The sequence below is a fragment of the Dysgonomonas sp. UBA7710 genome, assembly GCF_002482385.1.
GTDB lineage: Bacteria > Bacteroidota > Bacteroidia > Bacteroidales > Dysgonomonadaceae > Dysgonomonas.
In genome coordinates this window covers 112251-136723 of sequence record NZ_DLFW01000024.1, presented here as the reverse complement: position 1 = coordinate 136723, position 24473 = coordinate 112251, and the positions used below count along the sequence as shown (strand labels likewise).

Annotated in this window: 24 protein-coding genes; 6 read left to right on the top strand and 18 right to left on the bottom strand. The window is 39.4% G+C overall.

Translation table 11 applies throughout. From position 1 onward, the window contains the following. Positions 1-16 precede the first annotated feature (16 nt). The 5 genes from B3317_RS08505 to nusB all read right to left on the bottom strand — a co-directional run bounded on the left by B3317_RS08505 (position 17) and on the right by nusB (position 3713). Positions 17-667, bottom strand: coding sequence for a carbonic anhydrase (locus B3317_RS08505; RefSeq protein ID WP_291110617.1), 651 nt, complete (start codon positions 665-667; stop codon positions 17-19). A 6-nt stretch (positions 668-673) separates the two neighbouring features. Further along, positions 674-1258, bottom strand: coding sequence for a dephospho-CoA kinase (gene coaE / locus B3317_RS08500; protein WP_291110615.1), 585 nt, complete (start codon positions 1256-1258; stop codon positions 674-676). 40 nt (positions 1259-1298) lie between these two features. Further along, positions 1299-2282, bottom strand: a complete 984-nt coding sequence (locus B3317_RS08495; RefSeq protein ID WP_291110613.1) for a YbbR-like domain-containing protein — start codon at positions 2280-2282, stop codon at positions 1299-1301. A 37-nt stretch (positions 2283-2319) separates the two neighbouring features. Continuing rightward, complete coding sequence (yajC, locus tag B3317_RS08490; protein ID WP_291110612.1) at positions 2320-2670, bottom strand: preprotein translocase subunit YajC; 351 nt, start codon at positions 2668-2670, stop codon at positions 2320-2322. 116 nt (positions 2671-2786) lie between these two features. Beyond that, a complete protein-coding gene (gene nusB, locus B3317_RS08485) occupies positions 2787-3713 on the bottom strand; it encodes a transcription antitermination factor NusB (RefSeq protein ID WP_291110610.1) in 927 nt (308 codons plus the stop codon). Positions 3714-4167: 454 nt separating this feature from the next. On the opposite strand from nusB, the gene lipA reads away from it, so the two are divergent. Both lipA and B3317_RS08475 read left to right on the top strand, forming a co-directional pair. Beyond that, positions 4168-5010: a lipoyl synthase gene (gene lipA / locus B3317_RS08480; protein WP_291110608.1), complete on the top strand. Its 843-nt coding sequence runs from the start codon at positions 4168-4170 to the stop codon at positions 5008-5010. Between the two features lie 2 nt (positions 5011-5012). Then, positions 5013-5423, top strand: a complete 411-nt coding sequence (locus B3317_RS08475; protein ID WP_291110606.1) for a secondary thiamine-phosphate synthase enzyme YjbQ — start codon at positions 5013-5015, stop codon at positions 5421-5423. On the opposite strand, the gene B3317_RS08470 is transcribed toward B3317_RS08475, so the two are convergent. From B3317_RS08470 to cmk, 4 genes are all read right to left on the bottom strand, one after another. After that, on the bottom strand, positions 5424-7352 hold the full coding sequence (locus tag B3317_RS08470) for an alpha-amylase family glycosyl hydrolase (RefSeq protein ID WP_291110584.1): 1929 nt from the start codon (positions 7350-7352) through the stop codon (positions 5424-5426). It abuts the gene before it with no gap. A 379-nt stretch (positions 7353-7731) separates the two neighbouring features. Further along, positions 7732-8712, bottom strand: coding sequence for a 6-phosphofructokinase (gene pfkA, locus B3317_RS08465; RefSeq protein ID WP_291110581.1), 981 nt, complete (start codon positions 8710-8712; stop codon positions 7732-7734). A 99-nt stretch (positions 8713-8811) separates the two neighbouring features. Next, positions 8812-9687, bottom strand: coding sequence for a 4-hydroxy-3-methylbut-2-enyl diphosphate reductase (locus tag B3317_RS08460; RefSeq protein WP_291110579.1), 876 nt, complete (start codon positions 9685-9687; stop codon positions 8812-8814). Next, a complete protein-coding gene (cmk, locus tag B3317_RS08455; RefSeq protein WP_291110577.1) occupies positions 9688-10380 on the bottom strand; it encodes a (d)CMP kinase in 693 nt (230 codons plus the stop codon). A gap of 452 nt (positions 10381-10832) precedes the next feature. Here cmk and B3317_RS08450 point away from each other — a divergent pair, with 452 nt between their 5' ends. Further along, entirely contained in the window at positions 10833-11774 is a 942-nt protein-coding gene (locus B3317_RS08450; protein ID WP_291110575.1) for an EamA family transporter, read from the top strand. Between the two features lie 51 nt (positions 11775-11825). Here the strand turns inward: B3317_RS08450 and B3317_RS08445 are convergent, their stop codons facing one another. Both B3317_RS08445 and B3317_RS08440 read right to left on the bottom strand, forming a co-directional pair. Further along, positions 11826-12311, bottom strand: a complete 486-nt coding sequence (locus B3317_RS08445) for a hypothetical protein (protein ID WP_291110574.1) — start codon at positions 12309-12311, stop codon at positions 11826-11828. Between the two features lie 4 nt (positions 12312-12315). After that, a complete protein-coding gene (locus tag B3317_RS08440; RefSeq protein ID WP_291110572.1) occupies positions 12316-13194 on the bottom strand; it encodes a helix-turn-helix transcriptional regulator in 879 nt (292 codons plus the stop codon). A gap of 336 nt (positions 13195-13530) precedes the next feature. Between B3317_RS08440 and B3317_RS08435 the strand changes: the two genes are divergently transcribed. From B3317_RS08435 to B3317_RS08425, 3 genes are all read left to right on the top strand, one after another. Further along, positions 13531-14106 carry a superoxide dismutase gene (locus B3317_RS08435; protein WP_194225796.1) on the top strand — a complete coding sequence of 192 codons (576 nt, stop codon included), beginning with the start codon at positions 13531-13533 and terminating at the stop codon, positions 14104-14106. 86 nt (positions 14107-14192) lie between these two features. Further along, positions 14193-14978, top strand: coding sequence for a hypothetical protein (locus tag B3317_RS08430; RefSeq protein WP_291110569.1), 786 nt, complete (start codon positions 14193-14195; stop codon positions 14976-14978). Positions 14979-15009: 31 nt separating this feature from the next. Further along, complete coding sequence (locus B3317_RS08425; protein ID WP_291110567.1) at positions 15010-16425, top strand: sulfatase family protein; 1416 nt, start codon at positions 15010-15012, stop codon at positions 16423-16425. A gap of 10 nt (positions 16426-16435) precedes the next feature. Here B3317_RS08425 and B3317_RS08420 read toward each other — a convergent pair whose 3' ends face one another. From B3317_RS08420 to B3317_RS08390, 7 genes are all read right to left on the bottom strand, one after another. Beyond that, positions 16436-17068: an EcsC family protein gene (locus B3317_RS08420; RefSeq protein ID WP_291110565.1), complete on the bottom strand. Its 633-nt coding sequence runs from the start codon at positions 17066-17068 to the stop codon at positions 16436-16438. A gap of 115 nt (positions 17069-17183) precedes the next feature. Next, positions 17184-17630, bottom strand: a complete 447-nt coding sequence (locus B3317_RS08415) for a peroxiredoxin family protein (protein ID WP_291110563.1) — start codon at positions 17628-17630, stop codon at positions 17184-17186. Between the two features lie 426 nt (positions 17631-18056). After that, entirely contained in the window at positions 18057-19604 is a 1548-nt protein-coding gene (locus B3317_RS08410; RefSeq protein WP_291110561.1) for a peptide MFS transporter, read from the bottom strand. A gap of 138 nt (positions 19605-19742) precedes the next feature. Beyond that, complete coding sequence (purU, locus tag B3317_RS08405) at positions 19743-20603, bottom strand: formyltetrahydrofolate deformylase (protein WP_291110559.1); 861 nt, start codon at positions 20601-20603, stop codon at positions 19743-19745. Positions 20604-20613: 10 nt separating this feature from the next. Beyond that, positions 20614-22467 carry a DNA topoisomerase IV subunit B gene (locus B3317_RS08400; RefSeq protein WP_291110557.1) on the bottom strand — a complete coding sequence of 618 codons (1854 nt, stop codon included), beginning with the start codon at positions 22465-22467 and terminating at the stop codon, positions 20614-20616. 91 nt (positions 22468-22558) lie between these two features. After that, positions 22559-23698 carry a hypothetical protein gene (locus tag B3317_RS08395; RefSeq protein ID WP_291110555.1) on the bottom strand — a complete coding sequence of 380 codons (1140 nt, stop codon included), beginning with the start codon at positions 23696-23698 and terminating at the stop codon, positions 22559-22561. Between the two features lie 96 nt (positions 23699-23794). Continuing rightward, entirely contained in the window at positions 23795-24352 is a 558-nt protein-coding gene (locus tag B3317_RS08390; RefSeq protein WP_291110553.1) for a 5-formyltetrahydrofolate cyclo-ligase, read from the bottom strand. Positions 24353-24473: the final 121 nt, after the last annotated feature.

The following is a 24473-nucleotide window of genomic DNA, read 5'->3' as shown; positions in this document are numbered from 1 at the left end:
ATAACTTGCGTCAGACCTATTCTCCTTTTGTTAGATCGTATATCTTGCGGATACGGTTCAGTTCTTTTTCAAAGTCTATTTCCAGATCGTGAAGTATACCGTCGTTCAGATCGTAGACCCAGCCGGCTACACGGGGATAACCTTTTGCCAGATACGATTTCTGTACTTCCGCTGTCTTTATTATATTCAGGCATTGTTCGTATACATTTATTTCTACCAGACGGTTATATCTGGCTTGCGGATCGGAAATGGTATCCAGTTCTTTCTCGTGCAGGCGGTACACATCGCGTATGTTACGCAGCCACGGATTGAGTATTCCTAAATCTTTAGGTTCCATTGCGGCTTTTATCCCTCCGCAATTGTAATGTCCGCATACAATGATATACTTTACATTCAAATACTCCACCGCATAGTTTATTACCGACAATACGTTGAGGTCGTTATTGACCACCATATTAGCGATATTACGGTGTACAAATACTTCTCCGGGTTGCAAGCCCATTATCTCATTGGCATGAACGCGGCTATCGGAGCATCCTATATAGAGATAATCAGGATTCTGTTCGTTTGCCAGATGGGAAAAAAAGTCCGGATTTTCCTCACTCATTTTCCCGACCCATTTTTTATTTGCTTCGAATATAGCTTTATATGATTTTTGTATTTCCATTATGTTTTATAAGTCTTTTACCTGTTTCAGAATGTCGAGCACTTGTTCAATCAGTGAATGTGCACCATCATTAACAATTACAAAATCAGAAAGTTTAGCTTTCTCTTCATCCGGCATCTGGTTTTGTATGCGTTCCAATACTTTTTCGCGGGTAGTATTATCCCGTTTTATCGTGCGTTCCAGCCTTATTTCCAAAGGTGTATATACCATCACTATTTTATCCACCAGTTTATTGAATCCGGATTCGAAAAGAATCGCTGCTTCGTGTGCTATTAACGGATAATGTGCATGGTTAATCACCCATTCTTTAAAATCTTTTTCTACTTCGGGATGTATTATTGCGTTTACCTGCTCCAATTTGGCTTTATCATTGAATATATGGGAAGCCAGTAATGCTTTGTTTAGCACGCCGCCTTCGAATAATCCTTCCCCATAGATATTAATCAACTTTTCTTTTATGATTGGGGAAGTTGCCACGAGCCTTTTACTTTCCGTATCCGCAATGTAAACGGGAACATTACAAAGGGTGAATATCTCCGAAACGGTAGATTTGCCACTTCCTATTCCTCCTGTTATACCTAATTTAATCATTCTAAGAGATTGTTATTAAGTAAAAGAATGTATTGAGTATCTATTTCTGTTCCAGTACAAATTCCACTTCGGAAGGAACGGGGCCTTTAGTCTGTATATAATCCGGGCTTTCTGTTATTCGCACGGGGATCGAAGCCTCTTTCAGGTCTTTGAGATCATTATAGTCTATAATTACCTGAAAGTCGTGAGACGAAATGTCATTATATCTTTTGATGCCGACAAAGAATGGTATCTTGATCGACGACGGGAAGAACTTGATTGTCAGATTTTCCGGTAGATTGATACATTCAACGGGAACTTCCACTTCCTTTGTACTGAATTTATCTACCGATACATTTAGTTCTACAGTGTTGGGTACAAAACGAATGCCTTTGGTTTGCTTCATTGCCACCAGCATTTTTTTATCCTCCGTTACTTCTCTAAGTGTATCATTCACTGTGTGAGCGTAATGCAATGTATCCAATGCGGCTCGGCTGCCATATACAAGCACCGAATCGGGTTTGATTGTCAGTTCCCCGTCGATCAGATAACCTGATGCCAGACTTATATAACCGTCATATATAACGGGTAGTTTCTTTTGGTGCAATACGGCATAGGCATAAGATACGCGGGTGGGGGAGTAGCTTATTAATTCTGACGAAGCGAAAAGTTTTCCCCGGACCAATTGTTCGAAGTTCCTACCCTGTATAACCTTCTCCTGTGTTCCTTTTACTATATCCCTCACATCTACTTCCAAAGAGTCGTATCTATGGGTGAAATAGTATTTGAACATGGCTGCCCCGTCGTCTTTGATGCGTACATATATTTTCGATGGTAGTTCGTTTTCGAAAACGATGCTATCGGGAACATTTACATATTTAACAGGTATAGTGAGGGTAGACTCAAATTTTTGACGATAGACCTGCATCATCCAAAAAACTGAGGACAGCAATACAAAAAACAAAAAAGTCAGCATCTTTTTCCATGATATATTTGTGAAAAACGATCTGACTTCTTGTATGATGATATTTTTAGTATCGCTCATATAGCTATACCTGACTTTTATGTTTCATTCAAACGAATTATCTGTTGTTAGCCTGAGTATCAGCCGCTGAAACGTAAACAGAAGATTTTTCGATTGTGATTTTTACTCCGTCGGCAATTTCCAGTACAAATGTAGAATCGTTTACCTCTTTCACTTTTCCGTGAATACCTCCGGCTGTAACTACTTTGTCACCCACTTTGATTGCATTCCGTGCTTCCTGCAATGCTTTTTGTTTCTTTTGTTGCGGACGTATCATAAAGAAATACATGATGGCAAATAATAGCACCATCATTACAATCATGCTACCGCTGCTGCCTAATCCCAGAAAACCTCCGCCGGCAGGTGCACCACCTTCGGTTGCTTGCAATAATACATTTAATAAAGTCATAAATTCTTTAATATTTGGTTTATATTATTCTTTATTTATCTCCTTCCCTGAAAAAGCTTTACAAATATAAGCGATTATTTTGAATTAGAGTGAAGGTGAAAATATGATAAATATTATTATTTCTTAATTATCTTCTTTTCTTCCTTTAGTTCTTTTACAATTGCATCCAGAATACCGTTTATAAAAGAAGCACTTTTGGCTGTGCTGTATGATTTTGCTATATCGATATATTCGTTCAGAGTTACGCTTACCGGTATGGATGGAAAACTTACGATTTCACCTATTGCTATCTGCATTATTACCATATCCATGAGGGCTATACGTTCCGATTCCCAGTTTTTGGTATATTTATCTATGAGTTCGCGGTATTCCTTACCATTCCAGAGGGATTCACGTAGCAATTTTACTGCGAATTCTCTGTCGGAATCATCTTTGAACATAGGAAGTAATTCCTGGGCTGCTCCCTTGTTTTCCTCAAATCTTTTAATCGTTTTCAGGACAAAAGACTCAATGATTTCAATGTCGTCATTCCAGTAAAGGCTTTCATCCTCCAGCAAGGTGTATAATTCTTCATCGGTACAGATGATATGCTTGAATGTTTTGCGCCAAAACTCTCGGTCGTCGTCATAGCTATGGGAATCACCGTCCATATATTCTTGGTAAATATCCGAATTGAGGATGTTTTCAAGCATCTTACGAACAAAAGTATCGTGGTCGTACCAAGAAAAAGGCCTGTCTTTAAGATATTTATTCAATTCGAGGTTTTCTCTCAATTGAAGAATAAATTTGTTCTTTAATAACCTGGTGTTTGGTTTTATATCTTCTTCTGTGGGCAAAAGCTTCGACTTGCGGTTATCGACTTTCTGGGCATAAGAGTCGGTAAGTTCAACCAAAAGTGATAGTAGATAGAAGTATAAATCGTATGATTTTTGTAGACTGAAAAGAAGCTCGTTTTCGGCTTTTCTCATGTCTGTAGTTTCACCCTGACTGTATGAAAACAGTATTTGGACAACTCTGATACGGATAAGAACGCGGTTTATCATTTTTACATTAAAATGTTTCAGGCTGCAAAATTAAACATTTTTTTCAATAAAGTGAATAGAGTTAGGGCAAACCACGAAATTTATTTTTTTGAAATACTTTATCTATATGAATTAGCCTTTAGCTGTTAGCTTATAGCTCTTTGATATATTGGGAAAAAATTACGATACTTCACCCCGCCGGCAGTTACGAGCTACAAGTCTAAAAGGCTGGCGGCTAAAAGCTATTGGCTAGTAGCTAGATACTGTTACCTTTTAACTATGTATGGTTTATATATATAGTTAATGTATGTGAAAATCAGAGATGGGGAATAGAATTCTTTTTTTAGTTTTATATTTTGTTCATCTATCAATGATAGTATAAATAGATGACTTTTTAACCCTTACTATTTTCATGGGAAACATTCTAAGGCTTATCTTTGTTTTATATTATCTAAAATCATAATTCACAATATAGATGGAACATGTAAAAAAACCGGACTGGTTGAAAATAAAACTGGGAGGTAGCGATCATTTCTCCGAAACTTTAAATATAGTAGAATCACATGGATTACATACAATTTGCACCAGCGGACGTTGCCCGAATATGGGTGAATGCTGGGGGAGGGGAACTGCCACATTTATGATTGGCGGAGATATATGCACCCGTTCATGCAAGTTCTGTAATACAAAGACCGGACGTCCACTGGCTTTGAATCCTTTCGAACCGGCAAATGTTGCCAAATCGATACAATTGATGGGACTTAAACATGCTGTGATAACTTCGGTAGACAGGGACGACCTGCCGGACCAGGGGGCCCAGCATTGGGTGGATACCATCAATAAAGTACGTCAGGTAAACCCTTCTACTACTATTGAAGTGTTGATACCTGACTTTCAGGGAAAATTTGAACTGGTAGATATGGTATGCAAAGCTGCTCCGAATGTTATTTCACATAATATGGAAACAGTAAGAAGCCTTACCCCGAAAGTGCGCAGCGCGGCAAAATATGATGTAAGCCTGTCAGTATTGAAACGTATTGCAGATAATGGGCTGAAAGCCAAATCAGGAATGATGGTCGGTCTGGGAGAAACTACCGACGAGATATTTCAGTTAATGGATGATCTCCGGGCATCGAACTGTTCGGTGTTGACAATCGGCCAATATTTGCAACCATCCCGTAAGCATCTGCCTGTGGTTTCATACATTCATCCGGATGAGTTTAAACGTTTTAAGGAAGTTGCCTTGAGTAAAGGATTCGACTATGTAGAGAGCGGTCCGTTAGTGCGATCGTCTTATCATGCTGAAAATTGCTTGTAATCATGGTCAATCAAGTAGAATTCTCTTTACAACCACGAAACAAAGGCTTTCATCTGGTAACAGAAGAAATAATGCAAAACCTGCCTGCTTTACCTCAGGCAGGTTTGCTGCATCTGTTCATAAAGCATACCTCTGCAGCTCTTACCGTCAATGAGAATGCCGATCCCGATGTGCGGGAAGATATGGAATCTATATTCAATCGTCTGATACGCGAACGTGAGCCTTATTATGTGCATACAATGGAAGGTGACGACGATATGCCTGCGCATGCAAAGACGACTCTTGCTGGGGTTAGTCTTACTATACCGATTACAAAGAGCCGCCTTAATATGGGTATCTGGCAGGGAATCTATTTGTGCGAGTTCCGCAACCATGGAGGCAGCCGTCATATTGTGGCTACCGTTATCGGCTGATTACTTGCTGAAGTATAAATAGTATTCACCCGGATTCAGTGTTATCTCTTGTGTCGATTCATTTACAACCAAAGTCTTGCCGGTGAAATAATCCTGCCATGTTCCTGTCTTGCTGAAATTTACGGTTGCAGTTGCAGGTACAATAGCGAAGTTTGCTATAGCACACACATATCCCTCAGCCGACTTTAGCAGTATTTGTTTGAAGTTATCACCAATACCGATGGTATAATCAGTTGTAGAAAAAATAGGATTAGTCGTATGCAATTTGTTCATCCTGGCATATACATCATGCAAGGCTTTTCTCGTGGCAACATCGTAATAGTCCCATTTGATTGGTTTCTTAGCAGTGCGATAACGCCCGTCCTGATAGTCGCTTGTCCAGTAGCCGTCTTCACGGGCATTGATAGAATAATCATATCCAAATTCGCCAAACTGCCAGATCATCTTCGGACCGGGAAGCGACATCAGGATAACAGCGGCAGCTTCTGTACGTGCCAGTCCGACAGGTAACTCCTGCACATTGTAAGACGGGTTGTTCGTATTGCCATAACTATTGTTTTTGAACATGATGCGTTCTTCGTCGTGGCTTTCCATATAAGCCACAAGGTTTGGTTTTGTCCAGCCCCGTTCCTTGTATGAAGCCCAACTGATATCTCCTTTCAGTTTTTCATAGTCTCCCATCTCATGTCCCCATCCCATAGTTACTTCATTGAAGTTGTAGTTGATATTACCCCATAGATAGATTCCGTCATCGGACAATATCTTCTCTTCTCTATTATCTGCGAGATGTTCAAAGATGATAATTGCATCGGGATTACGTTTGCGAATCTCATTCACCATCCTTTTCAGTATATCGATACGGGACTGGTCAAATGCATTGCCATCTCCTTTAGTATTGGTAAAACCTTTTGTGAAGTCGAAGCGGAAGCCATCGACCTTATACTCTTTCATCCAGTATGAGCAAACACTGTCTACAAAAGCTTGTGTATATTTGCTTTCATGGTTGAAGTCATATCCCCAGAAATAATCAGGATTTGGAGACTCCTTATTATACCAAGGATTATCCCCGATATTATCATTGTTATCGTTCTTATACATGGTGACCATAGGACTTTGGCTGTAACTGTGATTCAGTACCATATCCATAATTACCGCTATGCCCTTTTCGTGGCAGACGTCGATGAAAGCTTTATAATCGTTTGAGGTACCATATGCTTTATCCGTCGCAAAATAGAAAGATGGGTTATAGCCCCAACTGTCATTCCCTTCAAACTCATTGAACGGCATCAGTTCAATAGCATTTACTCCCAGATTCTTTATATAGTCGAGCTTCTCCTGCACTCCTTTTATACTTCGTGTCTCTGTAAAATCCCGGATAAGTACTTCATAAACAACCATGTTATCGGGATTCTGAAGCCTAAAATCCGATATATTCCAGGAATATTTGGCAGGAGAGGTATTTACTACCATAGACAGGCCGGTAGTTTTTGTCGTCGGTGTAATCAAGCCCGGATATATCTCATATTCCATATTTATGTACAGGTCATTTTTCGGATCAGATATCTTAGATGCATAAGGGTCTGCCACTCTTATTTTATTATCGATCAGATATTGGCATATGTACTCTTTGCCTTTTTCCAAACCACCGATCTTTATCCAGAAGCGGTCATCCTCCTGATTCATTTTGTATGCCTCAGACACTTTCCAGTCATTGAAATCGCCGATAAGATATACTGATTGCTTATCGGGTGCGAATAATACAAAGGCCAGAGAATCGTCGCTGAGAATAGTTATACCATCTCTTAAATTTCCGATAGATGAACCAGATGTCGGAGGTTCCGGAACCTCCGGTATAATAGGATCGTCATTGTTGTCGCTGCAAGCTACAAATATTAATAAGAACAAGACTAAAAAATGGAACTTTTTCATGATTAAAATTAGATTGAATTATCAATAGGTAGAACCGAATGTAAAACTAGCTCAATTTATTTATGCTGGTTTTTGTTTAACTGTTTAATCGATAAATTTAACCTGCAAACGGTTGCAGGTTAAATGATTGAACGTGCAAATAAATATGCATAATTTGAGCTATAACGATAAGTCAGTATAATAATACGTTTTGAAATATCTGTTAATGATAGTTGAAGAGAATGATTTATTGGATAGTAGATGTACTAAATTAGGAGTGCTTTATCTATTTAAGGTAGTACTGATGTGGTAACTATTATGAACCTTCATAAAAACAAAACACAGAGTCTGTCAAACAGGCTCTGTATTTCTTATTTTGATACTCGATATACTTTTTCTATTATATAGAAAGTATCTTCAATGTATTTAAAAGATCTTGTTGCAACGGCTTATTCTTCTTAATCGCTTTTGAAAAAGGCACATTTACTATTTCATCATTTTGTATGCCAATCATCACATTACGCTGTCCGTCCAATAACGCATCAATTGCCGCTGCACCCATTCTGCTTGCCAGAATTCGGTCGTTGGCCGTAGGAGAGCCTCCTCGTTGCACATGTCCCAGAATGGTTACACGTACATCGTATTGCGGATATTCTGTTTTCACACGTTCAGCCATGGCCATTGCGCCTCCGGTAATATCGCCTTCGGTTACAAGGACTAAGCTACTGTTTTTGCTTTTGCGGAAACCATTGGAAATCAGGTCTCCCAACTGGTCTTGTTGCAGCATCATCTCGGGGATAATGGCGGCTTCGGCGCCCGACGCAATAGCTCCGTTCAGGGCAAGGAAACCACATTCACGCCCCATCACCTCTATAAAGAACAAGCGTTCGTGTGAACTCGCTGTGTCACGTATTTTATCTACCGCCTGCATAATGGTGTTCAGAGCCGTATCATACCCAATGGTAAGGTCAGTACCTTGCAAGTCGTTATCAATCGTTCCGGGTAAGCCAACAATCGGATAGTTGAACTCCTGCGCAAATATACGCGCTCCGGTAAGGGAACCGTCTCCTCCGATAACTACCAATGCGTCAATTCCTTCTCTTTGCAGTGCTTCAAAAGCGATCTTACGACCTTCCGGCGTTTGGAATTCTTTACTACGGGCGGTTTTCAGAATTGTACCGCCTTGTTGTATTATATTACTTACACTATTGGTTCTGAAAGGTTCGATTTCGTCGAATATCAGTCCCTTATAACCACGCATAATACCTTTTACTTCCAGCCCGTTATAAATAGCAGCACGAGTGACAGCACGAATTGCAGCATTCATACCGGGAGCGTCGCCTCCGGATGTCAAAATACCGATACACTTGATTGTAGACATAGTTTTACTAATATTTTATTCTCTTTTTTGCACGTTAAAAAATCAGGTACAAAAGTAAGAATAAAATGGCTGATTCGGTAATTTTTTAAAGCAATTTGGCTAAACTAATACCGATCTTATTTCATTTATCTTGGCTTCAACCTCTTCCATTTGCCATTTTGGTGTGGAGGTCGCACCACAGATTCCGATGGATGCAGTCTTACTTACAACATCGGGATCAATATCTGAAGGCGTTGTGATAAAATAAGAGTTAGGATTATATTTCTTACATTCCGCAAACAGTACCTTTCCGTTCGAACTCTTTTCTCCTGCAACAAAGAAGATGATATCATTCTTAGAGGCAAATTCTTTGATATTCGGAATGCGGTTCGATACCTGACGGCAGATAGTATCAAAGAATTCAAACTTGGCATCGCCTATCATACGGCTCTGCATAATATCAATGATCTCCTGGAACCCATCGAGAGGTTTGGTTGTCTGTGAGAATAAGCATATATTTTTTGAAAAGTCGAGCTTTTCCAAATCCTCTTTCTTCTCAATAACAATTGCAGTGGACTCTGTCTGGCCTAACAGTCCGTTTACTTCCGCATGCCCATTCTTTCCGTAGATAACGATTTGTGTATTATTGTCTTTCTCATTATCATATTTGTCGTGTATCTTTTTCTGCAGGCGAAGCACGACCGGGCATGAAGCATCAATAATTTCAATATTATTATCCTTTGCAATCTGGTATGTTGATGGCGGCTCGCCATGTGCCCTCAATAAAACCCGGGCATCTTTCAATTGTGCAAATTCTTCGTGATTGATTGTTTTTAATCCAAGTTTTTCGAGTCTGTCAACTTCCAGATTATTGTGAACTATGTCACCAAGGCAATACAATGTACCACCTTTTGCGAGTTCCTCTTCCGCTTTTTTTATGGCATTGACCACTCCAAAACAGAAACCTGATTTTGCGTCTATCTCTATATTACTCATTTAGTTTGTTGTTATTTGTTTGAACTTCTCCAGCAACCATTGCATCTGTTCATCAATGGTCATATGTGAATTGTCCAGAAGGATGGCGTCATCCGCTTTTATCAGAGGGCTTTCAGCCCGCGTCTGATCCATATGGTCTCTGGACTTTAAATTTTCTAATACTTCATCAAAAGTTGTTTCCGTATTACCTTTCGAGCGTAATTCATCGAAGCGTCGTTGTGCCCTTATCGTTGCGTCAGCCGTAACAAAGACTTTCATTTCAGCATTAGGAAATACGACTGTACCGATATCCCTCCCGTCCATTACTATGCCTTTAGCCTCACCCATTTGCTGCTGTAAGGCAACCATTGCATGACGCACAAATGGAATAGCACTAACAATACTTACTTTTGAGGAAACCTCCATACTACGAATGGCGGATTCAACCTTTTCTCCGTTAAGATATGTATCAGGCGCCCCTGTATCTTTATTTAGATGAAATTCTATTTTTATATTTTTTATATCGTCATGCAATCTATTTTCGTTTAGTTTACCATCTTCAAATAAATTCTGTTGTATGCAGTAAAGTGTAACCGCCCTGTACATGGCCCCGCTGTCGATGTAGATGTATCCGATTTGTTTTGCCAGGCTTTTAGCCATTGTGCTTTTACCGTTCGATGAAAAACCGTCGATTGCAATAACTATTTTCTTCATATTTAATTTTAAAACATTCTATCAGAATAAATGTTTAGTCTATCCCTTATAAATTTATTTAATAACAGAGAGCAAAGATAGCTATTTTTGGCTATTGGCAGACACCTTTATTATTCTTGTCACTAACAGGTAATAATTCGATTCTGATGACAATTCTCTATAGGTTTGATTCTCTGTTGCAAAGAAATTCATTTAACTGTTACATGCTTTTTGTTATTAACATTATTGTTGTATGTAAATCAAAAACTGAAAATGAACACTCTATTTTTTTATATTTTGATAGGGAAAATAAATTTTGTAATTTTGCAGCACCAACCCGTATATGGTATTTCTATCTGATATTATATACGAACGATAAAACAAATGGAGGGGGTATCCGCAAAAGGGTACTCCCTTTTTGTGTGTCTTCTTCTGAAAAAAGTATGTCAGAATGGCAATAAATAACTTAAATTATGAATGAAAGAATAAAAGGTGGATTGCTGGTATTCACTGGAGCAGCCAGTTTTGGTCTGTTATCTACAATTGTAAAATTTGCTTATGCTAATGGTTATACTCTGGGCGAAATTACAGGTACTCAGTCTTTTTCGGGAATGGTTATCTTGTGGTTGCTATACATGGTCTCCAAATCATTTAAGAGAAAACATAAACCCGAAGATCCGGTTGTAATAAAATCTGTGACCAGTTGGTGGAAAATTGCCTTATCAGGAATCTTTACCGGTCTGGTGGGAATATTCTATTATCAGTGTGTCAGATTGCTGCCTGCATCAGTGGCTATTATCTTACTGATGCAATATTTGTGGATAAGTATATTGATTGAAACTATCGTATTTAAGAAAAAGCCAAGCAGGAAGCAACTGTTACTGCTTAGTGTTGTACTATTAGGTACGCTTTTGGCCGGTGGAATATTCAGTCAGGAAATAATTCTTAATCTGAAAGGTATTATTTTCGGTTTACTGGCGGCGACTTGTTATGCTATATTCCTGATGACTAGCGGACGTGTAGGTAATGACCTTCCTGTGTTGAAAAAGAGCGCGTTGATGATTACGGGTTCCTGTGCTATCACCTGGATTATTTTCCCTCCTATATTTTTCTTCAATGGTATATACTGGGAAGGATTGGTCTTTTGGGGATTAATCCTGGCTTTACTCGGCACTGTCATCCCTCCGCTTCTGTTTTCAATGGGGATACCGCGTGTCGGTGTTTCTATCGGAGCCATACTTAGTGCAGTAGAATTACCGGTAGCAATTTTTTCTTCGGCATTCATTCTTCACGAATCTGTAGACTATATACGATGGGTCGGAGTAATTCTTATATTAATAGCTATTATAGCTACAAATCTTAAAACAAAAGAAACTATCGGTCAATCAAAAATAAAAGATGATTGCATTCAATAGATTATCTGTAAGCAAGAGTGTGGATGACTTGGGCTATATATAACAATAAGATTATAAAGACTGTATATTTTCCGAACCCGGATTGTCAAATAGATTATTATCATCAATTACCGGTTTAACTTTCTTTTTTCGGAATATGATAATCAGATAAACCACCGACAGAATTGAAGTGGCACAGAGCAGATACACCCCGCTTCCATACTTCGGAAGCTTATAGAAAAGATTGAGAGATACAACGAAAGCCAATATACCCGCTATCATAAGGAGTACGCGCGCTGATTTCTTTTTGAGGGACAGCCATGACACCGCGCTGAAGATACTGAGTAGAGGAACGAGATAAACAACATATGTAGTATAAACCGACTCTTTATTACGGGAGAAAAAATTAGTCACTTTTGTTACCTTTTTCTGTATGTCGGGTATATCCCAACCTACGATTTTCACCAAACCCATATCGAGCCACGGCAACGAAAACGCGATAATAAACAACAGGGCAAAAAGTAATTCGAAAGATATGTAACGGTTTAGCTTATCCATAATATTATAGTTCTATTTCGTCGGCGGTTATATATCCGTTTGTCATGCAATAGAATATCAATCCCGATACTGTTTTTATCCCCAGCTTGGCTGTGATATTCTTTCGGTGCGACAACACGGTGTTCAGGCTTATATTGAGTTTATCGGCCACCTCTTTGTTTAACAGTCCCAAGGCCACAAGGCGAAGTACATCCAACTCTCGCTGCGACAAGGCCTGTGTTTTTGTTGCTTTAATAGCATGGCTAACCGATATCAATTCCTGCAGGTCTTCTATCCCTGATTCGGACAAATCCGCAATCATGGGTTTTAAGATTTTCTCCCTTATACGGTTATGCTTCTCCAAATCCCGTTGAAAACTGTCTATCGTAAATATAGTGGCATAGCACATGTTTTCATTAAAGTTTCCGGATATATGTTTAATTATAATGCTCTTAAGATCGGTAAGGAGGGCTAGGGGGGCATCCCCTTTCATCATTCCCTGCTCAATCTGTCCGATCAGTTCATTCTTAAACTCTGTGAACAGGCGGCTTATGAGTTTCAGCTGGGGGTTATTGGGGTCGCTCATAGATATGAAAGCGTTCAGATGCTTTTCCAGATTGTGGAGTTGCCCGTGTATCAGGTATGCATCGGTCTGCTTTATGTATGTGACCACCAACTCAATATCAAATTTTTGCAGTTTGCGTTCCGGGAAGTAATCCTCGTTAAGGAAAGTATTGAGTATGGCGAGAAAAAACTCTGTATTGATACCCGCTTTCCGGCAAATATCGGCGATGGTTTTATCTCCCAGTCCCAGTTTTATCCCGAAACGGTTGATAACAGGGATTAACTGATGATTTTCTTCTATGATTTCCGATAAAATAAAGGACGAATCTACAAAGAGCATATACTTGATAATTTTGATAACAAAAGTACATATTTATTCTGATATCTTTTTCTAAAATCTTTATCTATATAATTAAAAAAATCATAGTCTGTATTTATATCACAATCAATACTTATAGATTTTAGCGATAATCCCTTAAAAACAATTTATGATAATTATCAGCCAATTGTTAAACAAATATTGGATTAAGATTGTTAAATTTGCATACACACTAAAAAACAGAAGTTTATGAAAGGAATATTTTTTACGTGTCTAACGCTCTCTGTATTACTTATAAGTAATGCAAAAGCACAAAATATAAACAACGATAATAATAACAATCAAAAAACAAAAGCTATGAAATTTGAATTGCCAAAGTTGCCATATGCGACAAATGCTTTAGAGCCGGTTATAAGCCAACAGACTATCGAGTTACACTATGGTAAGCACCTTCAGACTTATATAACAAACCTGAATAATCTTGTTCCCGGAACCAAATTTGAGAATGCCGACCTTGAAACAATCGTAAAGGAAAGTGACGGAGCTATTTTCAACAATGCAGGACAGACATTGAACCACAATATATATTTCCTTTCTTTCAGCCCTAACGGTGGCGGAGAACCTAAGGGAAAACTCGCCGAAGCCATTAACAAAAAATGGGGTTCGTTCGAAAACTTCAAAAAAGAATTCGTTACAGCAGGTACAGCAGTATTCGGCTCGGGTTGGGTATGGCTGGCTAAAGATAACGCAGGCAACCTGGAAATTACAAAAGAGCCTAATGCCGGTAACCCTATTACAAAGGGCCTGACTCCGCTTTTGGGATTCGACGTATGGGAACATGCTTATTATCTTGATTACCAAAACCGTCGTGCAGACCATCTTGCCGAATTATGGAAGATAATTGACTGGAGCGCTGTAGAAGCTCGTTATTGATAAAGTAGTGTTTATTATATTAGAAAAGCAACCTTTCGAGGTTGCTTTTTTTGCTTATATTTGTATCAGAATGTAATACTTAAGCGATGAAAAAAACAGCCATACTAGCTATAGACCTGCAAAACGACTTCACCTCTCCTACAGGCTCCCTGTTTGTGAAGGATGCAGATATAGACGTAGTCCGTATCGCAGACTTTATCCGGAAAAACCAGGCTAAGATAGATTATGTGGCTCTTACGCTCGACTCACATCAGCCTATACATATAGCTCATCAAATCTATTGGAAGAATAAGGATGGAAATCATCCGCTGTTGTTTTCCATTATCAGCGCGGCAGATGTTAAGTCGGGATTATGGCAGGCGCAATATAACAAGGAATTAGCCATTCCATATCTGGAACAGCTTGAAGCCAAAGGCGAAGTATGTACTATATGGCCGATGCACTGTATATTAGGGACAAACGGGTGGTCTATAGACAAAGCTGTTACCGACAGCCTTACTGAATGGACCGTGAATAATAATAAGTCGTATGAACTATTCTATAAGGGATATTCGCAATCGACCGAACATTACAGTATCTTCAGAGCGGCTGTAGAATGGGATTTCCTGCCGGAGACTCAATTGAATAGCAGGTTGCTGTCTATTCTAAATTCATATGATGAAGTATTGCTTATAGGGGAAGCTGCAGATTATTGTGTGGCCAACTCTCTTAATGACATTCTTGATACTTCCAGCGAACTGGCGAAGAAGACTGTGGTTCTCACGGATTCCATGTCGTGGATCGATCCGGAGAATGTAAGGGCAAAAGCGATATTCGATAAAGCAAAAAAAATGGGAGTCCGCTTCGAAACAGCCGTGAACTATAAATTCTGAAACCAACTGATACTTATATATAACATATAGCATGAAAAACCAACTGATTTTATCCGTACTGTCGGGGTGTGCATTTATTCCCGTACAGGCGCAGGTACACACTAATTTTATCGTTATCAATCTGGATGATGCGGGGTATGGAGACTTTTCTTATAAAGGTGCACTGGGATACAAGACCCCCAACATTGACAAAATGGCGGCGGAAGGGATGCAATTTACACATTTTCTTGCTGCCCAGCCCGTGAGTGGGGCGTCACGTGCCGCGTTGCTTACAGGATGTTATCCAAACAGGATCGGATTTTCCGGAGCGCCGGGCCCTGACTCCAAAACGGGAATAGATGCCGGGGAAGAAACGATTGCAGAAGTGCTGAAGAAGAAGGGTTATGCCACTGCCATTTACGGTAAATGGCATTTGGGGCATCTCGAACCATTCCTTCCGCTTCAAAACGGATTTGACGAATACTACGGACTACCTTATTCGAACGATATGTGGCCGTATCATCCTCAAAACGGCATATGGTTCAATTTTCCAGATTTGCCGACCATCGAGAACAATAAGATTATAGGATATAATACAGACCAGTCGAAATTTACGAATGACTATACAGACCGCACCATCAACTTCATACGAAAGAATAAGGATGTACCCTTCTTTATCTATCTGGCGCATTCCATGCCCCATGTGCCGCTGGCGGTATCCGACAAGTTTAAAGGTAAAAGCGAACAGGGACTATACGGAGATGTAATGATGGACCTGGACTGGAGTGTAGGAGAGGTATTGCAAACGCTGAAAGACCTGAACCTTGAAGAAAATACTCTGGTCATACTCACTTCTGATAACGGGCCGTGGATAAATTATGGCAATCACGCAGGTTCGACCGGCGGACTAAGAGAAGCAAAAGGAACTACCTTCGAGGGTGGAAACCGTGTTCCCTTCATCGCATACTGGAAAGGCAAAATAGAAGCGGGGACGGTATGTAACAGGATGGCGTCCAATATAGACATACTACCCACATTGGCAGATATAAGCAATGCGCCGCTGTCCCAGAACAAGATCGACGGGGTCAGCCTGTTGCCCCTGATGAAAGGTGATATGGAAATGATTCCCCACCAATATTTCTTCTATTATTACAGGGTGAATGATCTGGAAGCCGTAACCGACGGAACTTATAAACTTATATTTCCGCACAAGCACAGGACCTACAGCCTGTTTCCTCCGGGCAATGACGGAAAACCGGGAGATGTAAAAGAAGATTTTGAATTGAAAGAACCACAATTGTTCGATCTGCGCCGCGATGCGGGTGAATGCTACAATATCATAAACGAATATCCCGAAATAGCCGACAGGCTGGAAAAGGCAGCCATGACAGCAAGAGAGGATATCGGAGATAATCTTACGAATATGAAAGGAGCAAACCGCAGGCCAATAGGCAGGGTGGATAAATAAGCCTTTCGTACTACTCTTTTGCCGGGATGTTTTCGTCGAAACTGTCGATAAAAATCTTTTTGGCTACCTTGCCCACGACCCTTGTGGATATGGCATCATATGAGCCGCCGACTATGCCGCCGACTATAGGTATGGCTTTCCCTATGGAGGTTACTCCTTTTTCGCCTGCTTTTGCTGCCAGCTTGGCACTGACTTTTTCGATGGTTTTGGTTATAAGCTTTTCGCTGGCCTTGATACTTACATCTTTCAGTAGTTCCTTTGCTCCATTGCCTACCATGCAAATATAGACAAGGGATTTGACTCTATCGTCTCTGATATCGTGCCCACCCATATAGGCTATAGCCGTAATCATACGTATCTGTACATAAATCACGCTGGCAATATTAGCAGGAACAGTCAGAGGCATAATCATAACGCCGCCAAGGCCGGTGACGAAACCACTCGTAGCAGCTTTTGCTACCTGCCATTTGATTAGCGAGTCTACTTGCTGGCTCAGTGTACCATCCTGATGGAGATAGCTATTACCCAGATCATAGGCTGAATCAACACCTGTAAGTCCGACTACAGCTTTTGAATATGCCCAGTCGAGTGTTTTGGCCATTAGCCCTTTGTTTGGCTTTGTATTTTGTTTGTTATCAGTCATTATTCTAAATTCCTAATCTTTTATTTACTAGAACAATAACTATGCCAAGTTAGACAAAAAGAATAAAGCGTCTCATTTTCAGGAAATGAAACGCTTTAATAAAAAGTAAAATAATTTAATTCTCATTCAACAGTCTGCCCAGATCGTTAGGCGTAAGGTTCATTGCCACGATTACCCCGTTTTCATCAATCAGGTAATTCTTAAACCCACGTTCCAACTGATAGCGATCATACAGCTCGGAGGAAACATCCCCTTTGGCCAAAAACTGATATTTCGTATCAATTTTATCCATGACCAACGTCCTCTCATACACTGACTCGCTCTTGTCAAAAGAAACTGAAACCATCTGCACCGGATACCGCTTATTCTCGATAATATGAGACAGCAGCACATTGTCCTTGTGCGAATAGGCGTCGTAAGCCGCCCAGAAGTTTATCAATACTTTTTGACCCCTAAGGTCAGACAAATTAATTTTTGTTCCTGATTCATTTACCAAATTTTTAATATCAGGCAACAGGTTTCCCGGATAAATACCTTCCGAAAGACTAGAAGTTCTTGACATATTGGATGATAAACTTATAAAAGTTATACCCGCAATCAAGAAGTACTTCAAATACTTCATAAAATAATCATTAGGTTACCACTAAAGTCTTTATCCCTCACTTTCCTCACAGAAAAGGAAAAAAGACCCTCCCAACTTTTGGGAACAGAATCAATTATCTACGCTTAGATAATTTATAATCCTGTATTTCGGGTTCAAAGATAATACAATTTCGCGAAATGTGAATAATCTATTCAGGCTAATTATTAACAGTTGCAATTTTTACAATGTATGCTTGTTGTGTATATATATGATAATCAATTGATAACAAAGTATTATTTGTGGTTCTTTTTACTTTTGCAACATACTTTAAATTAGTGCCTGAAGATAAATAAACCCCGGTTTCTGCTATGAAACCGGGGTTTATTTTTAATATTTATATATTATTTACTTTGTAATGCGCTCAAGCCATTTCAACATAAAGAGCATTGTAAACATTGATATACAACATGCTGCAACAAATACACACCATGTGGCCCAAATAGGAATATTTTCATACAGAATAGCACCAATAAACAACAATTGATTACCTAATGCCGTAGCACCAAGCCAGCATCCTTGCATAATTCCCTGATATTGTGGAGGTGCCACTTTAGACACAAATGATATCCCCAGAGGACTGATAAATAATTCCGCTATTGTCAATATCAGATAAGTTCCTATCAATAAGAATGGTGTTACACGAGCAGAATCCGCTAATCCACCCACTGCTTTTACTTCATTAGCTGATGGCAAACCTAAGGAACCCAAAGACATTACAACATAGGCCAAAGCTGCAATACCCATACCAATGGCAATTTTTTTAGGAGCCGAAGGCTCTTTGCCTTTTGCCCGTAACCAGCCAAATACAGCCAGAATTATCGGCGTTAATAAAACAACAAACAGCGGATTAAATGACTGAAATAGTTCTGCGCCTTCCAGTGTAACTAAACCAAACAGATCAAGCTTCATACTACTCAAATCGGTGTAATCGTTTGCAAAGAATGTTAAAGTTAATCCGTTTTGATGGAATGAAAACCAGAAGAAAATCACAACAGCAAATACAGCAAATAAAGCGTATAAGCGCTGTTTCACTTCGTTCGCATCCATAGCAGGCGCTTCTTGTATTGCTGAGTGATCTTTCTTTACAGCTTTCTTCAATGCCGGATCTGGAAAACGCTTCTTATTTATAGTATAAATAGTAAGAGAGATCAGCATGGCAAAGATTGCTATACCGAAGGCATAATGGAATCCTGTATTAAATACACCAAGATATTCATTGGCAAACAAAGTCAGATCAGCAGGGGCACCATTCAGACTAACTTCGGGAGCTAACTTTGTAAAACGTTCAGCGGCTTCACCTGTAAGAGTTCCACCGATTTGCTGGTGACAAAGAGCCGGAAGATCGGAATTATATATAAAACCGTTTGTTTTAAGCCACCAGTTTCTGATACCTACTGCAATAAGCGGTGCAAAAATAGCACCTATATTAATAAACATATAAAACAATGAGAAACCGGAGTCACGCATTTTTCCATACTCTTCATTATCATACATTTGACCCACCAGGGCCTGCAAATTACCTTTAAATAAACCATTCCCAAAGGCGATAACAAATAGGCCAAAACAAGTAAGAGTTAGATATAAAGCTAAATTAGGAACCGGGGTAGGGGTCGGAATCGCTATAAGTAAATACCCTACGGCCATTAATATAATACCTACTTGAATTGTACCTTTATATTTCTTCGTTTTATCTGCAATAAGACCCCCGACAAGAGCCAAAGCATAAATAGAAAAGTAAAATACAGAGTAAATAATACCTGCATTTGATTTATCCAAACCAAATTTTGACATTAAGAAGAGGGACAGAATAGCCATCATAATATAGAAGCCGAAACGCTCTCCCATATTTGACAATGAGGCCGCTAATAAACCTTTAGGATGATTTTTAAACATAAAATTATATTTAAGATTAATATTATAAGTTATTTCATTCCTCTGTATGGTATTAAACTTTACAAAAGTAAGAAAACATACCAGATAATCGTTTTATCCAAACATATTAAAGAACATAAAACCCTGCTAACGGCATTTTTATGCAAATAAGATAGTTTTGTTCTTATATACCAATACCCTTCTCGTAAGATGATATTCGATGGCATGGGATAATACTATCTTCTCCAGATCCTGCCCTTTACGCACCAGATTTTCCACACTATCGCGATGCGTAATGCGGGTAATATCCTGTTCTATAATCGGTCCTGCATCAAGCTCGGCTGTTACATAGTGACTTGTAGCGCCGATAATTTTCACCCCTCTCTCATAGGCCGCATGGTAGGGTTTTGCTCCCACAAAAGCCGGAAGGAAAGAATGGTGGATATTTATTATCTTATTAGGATATGTTTCGATGAATTTATCCGTCAATATCTGCATATAACGTGCAAGAACAATAAAATCGATTTCCTTATCTTTTAACAAAGCCAACTGTTGTGCTTCTATTTCATCCTTATTATCCTTGTCGAGCTTTAATACATAGTATTCAATACCGAAGCGTTCGGCAACCCACCGCATATCTTCGTGATTACTTATGATAAGGGGAATCTCCACATTCCATTCTCCTGCTGTGTAGCGAGCCAGTATATCGAACAGGCAATGTGACATCTTAGAAACAAAAACGGCCATACGTGGCGTATAGTCGTTGAAATAGAGCCGGAATGTCATATCGTACTTCTTAGCATACATCGTCTGGAAGTAATCGCTGATCTTCTCACGGGGAATAATAAAATTGGTTAAATCCCATTCGATACGCATAAAGAACGTATTCTCCTGCTTATCCACATGTTGTTCCAGATTGATGATATTACCTCCATTCACATTGATAAAATCGGTAACGGCAGCTACCAGCCCCGGCTGGTCGGGTGAAGATATAAGTATAATTGCGTGAGCGTTGTTCATTTTAATTTATTTAGTCTTCTTCTATCACCAGATTATCAATAATAAACTCTTGTCTCTCAGGGGTATTCTTACCCATGTAGAAATTGAGCATATTATTCACTAAATCTTCTTTCTTCATTGTCACCCGGTCGAGGCGCATATCTTTTCCTATGAAATGCACAAATTCGTCCGGTGATATTTCACCCAGACCTTTAAAGCGGGTTATTTCAGGATTTGCACCCAACTTACTGATGGCAGCAATTCGTTCTTCCTCGGTATAGCAATAGAATGTCTCTTTCTTGTTGCGAACGCGGAAAAGCGGTGTTTGCAATATATATACATGATTCTTCTTTATCAAATCCGGAAAGAATTGCAAAAAGAAAGTCAGTATCAGCAAACGGATGTGCATACCATCCGTATCAGCATCGGTAGCAACTATTATCTTATTGTAGCGTAGCCCGTCCAGTCCGTCTTCGATATTCAAAGCTGCCTGCAACAAGTTGAATTCTTCATTCTCATATACAATCTTCTTTGTCAACCCGAAACTGTTCAATGGCTTTCCACGAAGGCTAAATACCGCTTGCAGATTCGGATTACGACTCTTTGTGATAGACCCGCTGGCGGAATCCCCTTCGGTAATAAAAATACTGGTTTCATCCAGATTATCGCCCTTGGTATCGTTATAATGAATGCGGCAGTCGCGCAATTTTTTATTATGCAGATTGGCTTTTTTTGCACGTTCACGGGCCAGCTTCGTTACTCCTGCGATAGCCTTACGTTCTTTCTCCGAGTCAAGAATCTTTTTAAGTAACGTCTCCGATACATCGGTATGTTTATGCAGATAGTTATCCAACTCCTTTTTGAGGAAGTCCCCGATAAATTTCTGTACAGAAGGCCCCCCCGGTCCCATATCTTTTGATCCCAGCTTCGTTTTGGTCTGGGATTCGAATACGGGTTCTTCAACCTTTATACTGATAGCTGCCACAATACCGCTACGGATATCGGCATAATCGAAATTCTTATTATAGTATTCTTTGACTACACGGGATAATGATTCACGAAATGCAGACTGATGCGTCCCTCCCTGTGTGGTATGTTGTCCGTTCACAAACGAATAATATTCTTCCCCGTACTGGTCGGTATGCGTAATAACGACTTCTATATCTTCATCTTTCAGGTGAATGATCGGATACAACGCTTCGGAGGTCATATTCTCATTCAGGAGATCTACAAGTCCGTTTTTGGAGAAGAATTTCTTACCATTATAAATAATCGTAAGTCCGGTATTAAGGAATACATAGTTTTTAAGAAGGCTCTCTACATAATCGTCCCTGAAATTATAATTTGTAAAAATCGTATTATCAGGAATAAATTCAATTAGTGTACCGTTTTCTTCTGTTGTTTCGTGTATTTTATCCTCTTTGGTTACAATAGCTTTGCTGTATTCTACAGAAGTTGTCTGTCCGTCGCGAAAGCTTTGAATCTGGAAAAATGAAGAAAGTGCATTTACAGCTTTTATACCTACCCCATTCAGTCCTACCGACTTCTTGAAAGCCTTTGAATCATATTTGGCTCCGGTATTCATTTTTGATGATACATCTTTCACTTTACCCAATGGTACCCCACGTCCGTGGTCACGCACTCTGACAACGCCTTCTTCGATAGCGACATCGATAGTCTTGCCATAGCCCATCATGTATTCATCAATAGAGTTATCCAGCACTTCCTTCAAAAGTACATAGACACCATCATCGGCAGATGAGCCGTCGCCCAACTTACCAATATACATCCCCGGACGGCGACGGATATGTTCTTGCCAGTCGAGGGTTTTTATATCATCATCGGAATAATTAACTTCGGGTAATTCGATCTTCTCTTCTTCCATAAACTTTTTAAAAATCTCTAGTAATGAAAAACGCAGCGTAAAATTATAAAAAAATCTTCGGAAGAAAAAGTTAAAGTGATACCCCTCATCCTCAATTTAGATGTTTTATATACGCCCGTCGCATCTTATGATTCTCAGCATTAAAGCCATCCCATAATGATGCCACTTTATTATTCATTTCCAGTTCGGGATTGGATTCGGCGAACTGAAAACCACATTTGTATGCCGACGGTATAAAGTCATTAAATATAATCGCGTTTACCCCTTTCCCCTGATATTCAGGCGCAATACCTATTAAGAGTAGGTCTATAACCGGATTCTTTTTGCTCTTCAGATCTTTCAACAGGTGATACCATCCGAAAGGGAATAGTTTTCCACGCGACTTAATCAGCCCCCGCGATAAACTTGGCATTCCGATACCAAAACCGACAACTTCATCCGTCTCTTCTTTTATAATGATAGATACAATATCCCAACGTAAAAGAGGTACATACATTTTTACATAATGATCTATCTGCTTCTGGGTTAAAGGGGCAAAGCCATAAAGGGGCTTATAGGCTTCGTTCATCAACTTGAACAGTCTGTCTACATATGGGGCAATCTGTTTCAAATTTTTAAACTTCAATACTTTCAAACCATACCGGGTGGCTACCATATTGGCGATGCGCTGATGCCTTTCAGGCACTGCATCAGGCACAGGAATCCGGTATTCATTCCAGTCGGCTTCCTTCTCAAAGCCTAAACGCTCAAGTTGTGTCACATAATATGGATAACTATATTTAGTGGCCATAGTACTCACCTGATCGAACCCTTTTATAAGCATACCTTCGGGATCGAGATCCGTAAAACCCATAGGTCCTACTATAGCATCCATACCTTTATCTTTTACCCATTTTATCGCTGCGGCGAATAAAGCATCTACAACCTCGTTATCATCTATAAAATCGACCAGACTGAAACGCGCATGTTTTTCGTTCCATACTTCATTGGCTTTATGATTGATGATCGCGGCAATCCTGCCTACAATCTGATTCTCCTTATAGGCCAGGAACATTTGCATTTCGCAAAAGTCAAATGCAGGATTTTTCTTTGTATTCAGGGTATCCAACTCGTCCAATATCAGGGAAGGCACATAATACGGACAATCTTTATATAATTTTATAGGGAATTTCACAAAGGCCTTCTTTAAAGCCTTATCGTCTTCTTTTACTTCTCTAATTACTACAGACATACTTCAATTTCTGATTCTATTTTGGGCGTAAAGATAATATTTTATATGATGAGTTATAAATTATAAATAATGAATTAGCTTCTGTTAACTGGTACCTCACCAAATCAATTCATTCTCTGATACAATATAATCCATTTTTACATCATTTCTATCAGCAGGTATTTCGTCGAATAGTTGGAACTCGAAACATATCCCCAGCTTAGGTACTTTTACTTTGGGCAAAAAACGATCATAATAAGCCTTACCTCGACCCATCCGGTTCATTTTCCGGTCAAATGCCACTCCGGGAATTATTATCAGGTCAACCTTTTTATAATCAGTGTAATTTTCACCCACAGGCTCCATAATGCCAAATGCCGATTGTTGGAAACATGTATTGGAAGTGCATCTCCTGAAAACCATTTCGTCTTTTTCAATCACCGGGAGATAAAAGTTTTTCCCGGAGCTCCACTTACGGATAAAGTCGAAGGTCTGCACCTCGTCTTCAAGACTATTATATATAAATATTGTCTTCGATTCCTGGAATATCCCTGTCAATTCAAGAACAGATAGTACTTCCTGGGAACGATTATATAATTCATCAGAAGTAAATTTCTTTTTAAGTGCAGAAATCTCTTTTCGTAATTTATCTTTCGCTTGTTGTATATTACTCATTTTTTTGAACTATTGAGGCTAAAAAAATATACCATAATCCAGCCTGATATAGAAATATCAGACAAAAATACATTTCTTCAGTAATATTATCCTATTTTTGATGCTGAAAATAAGAAATATC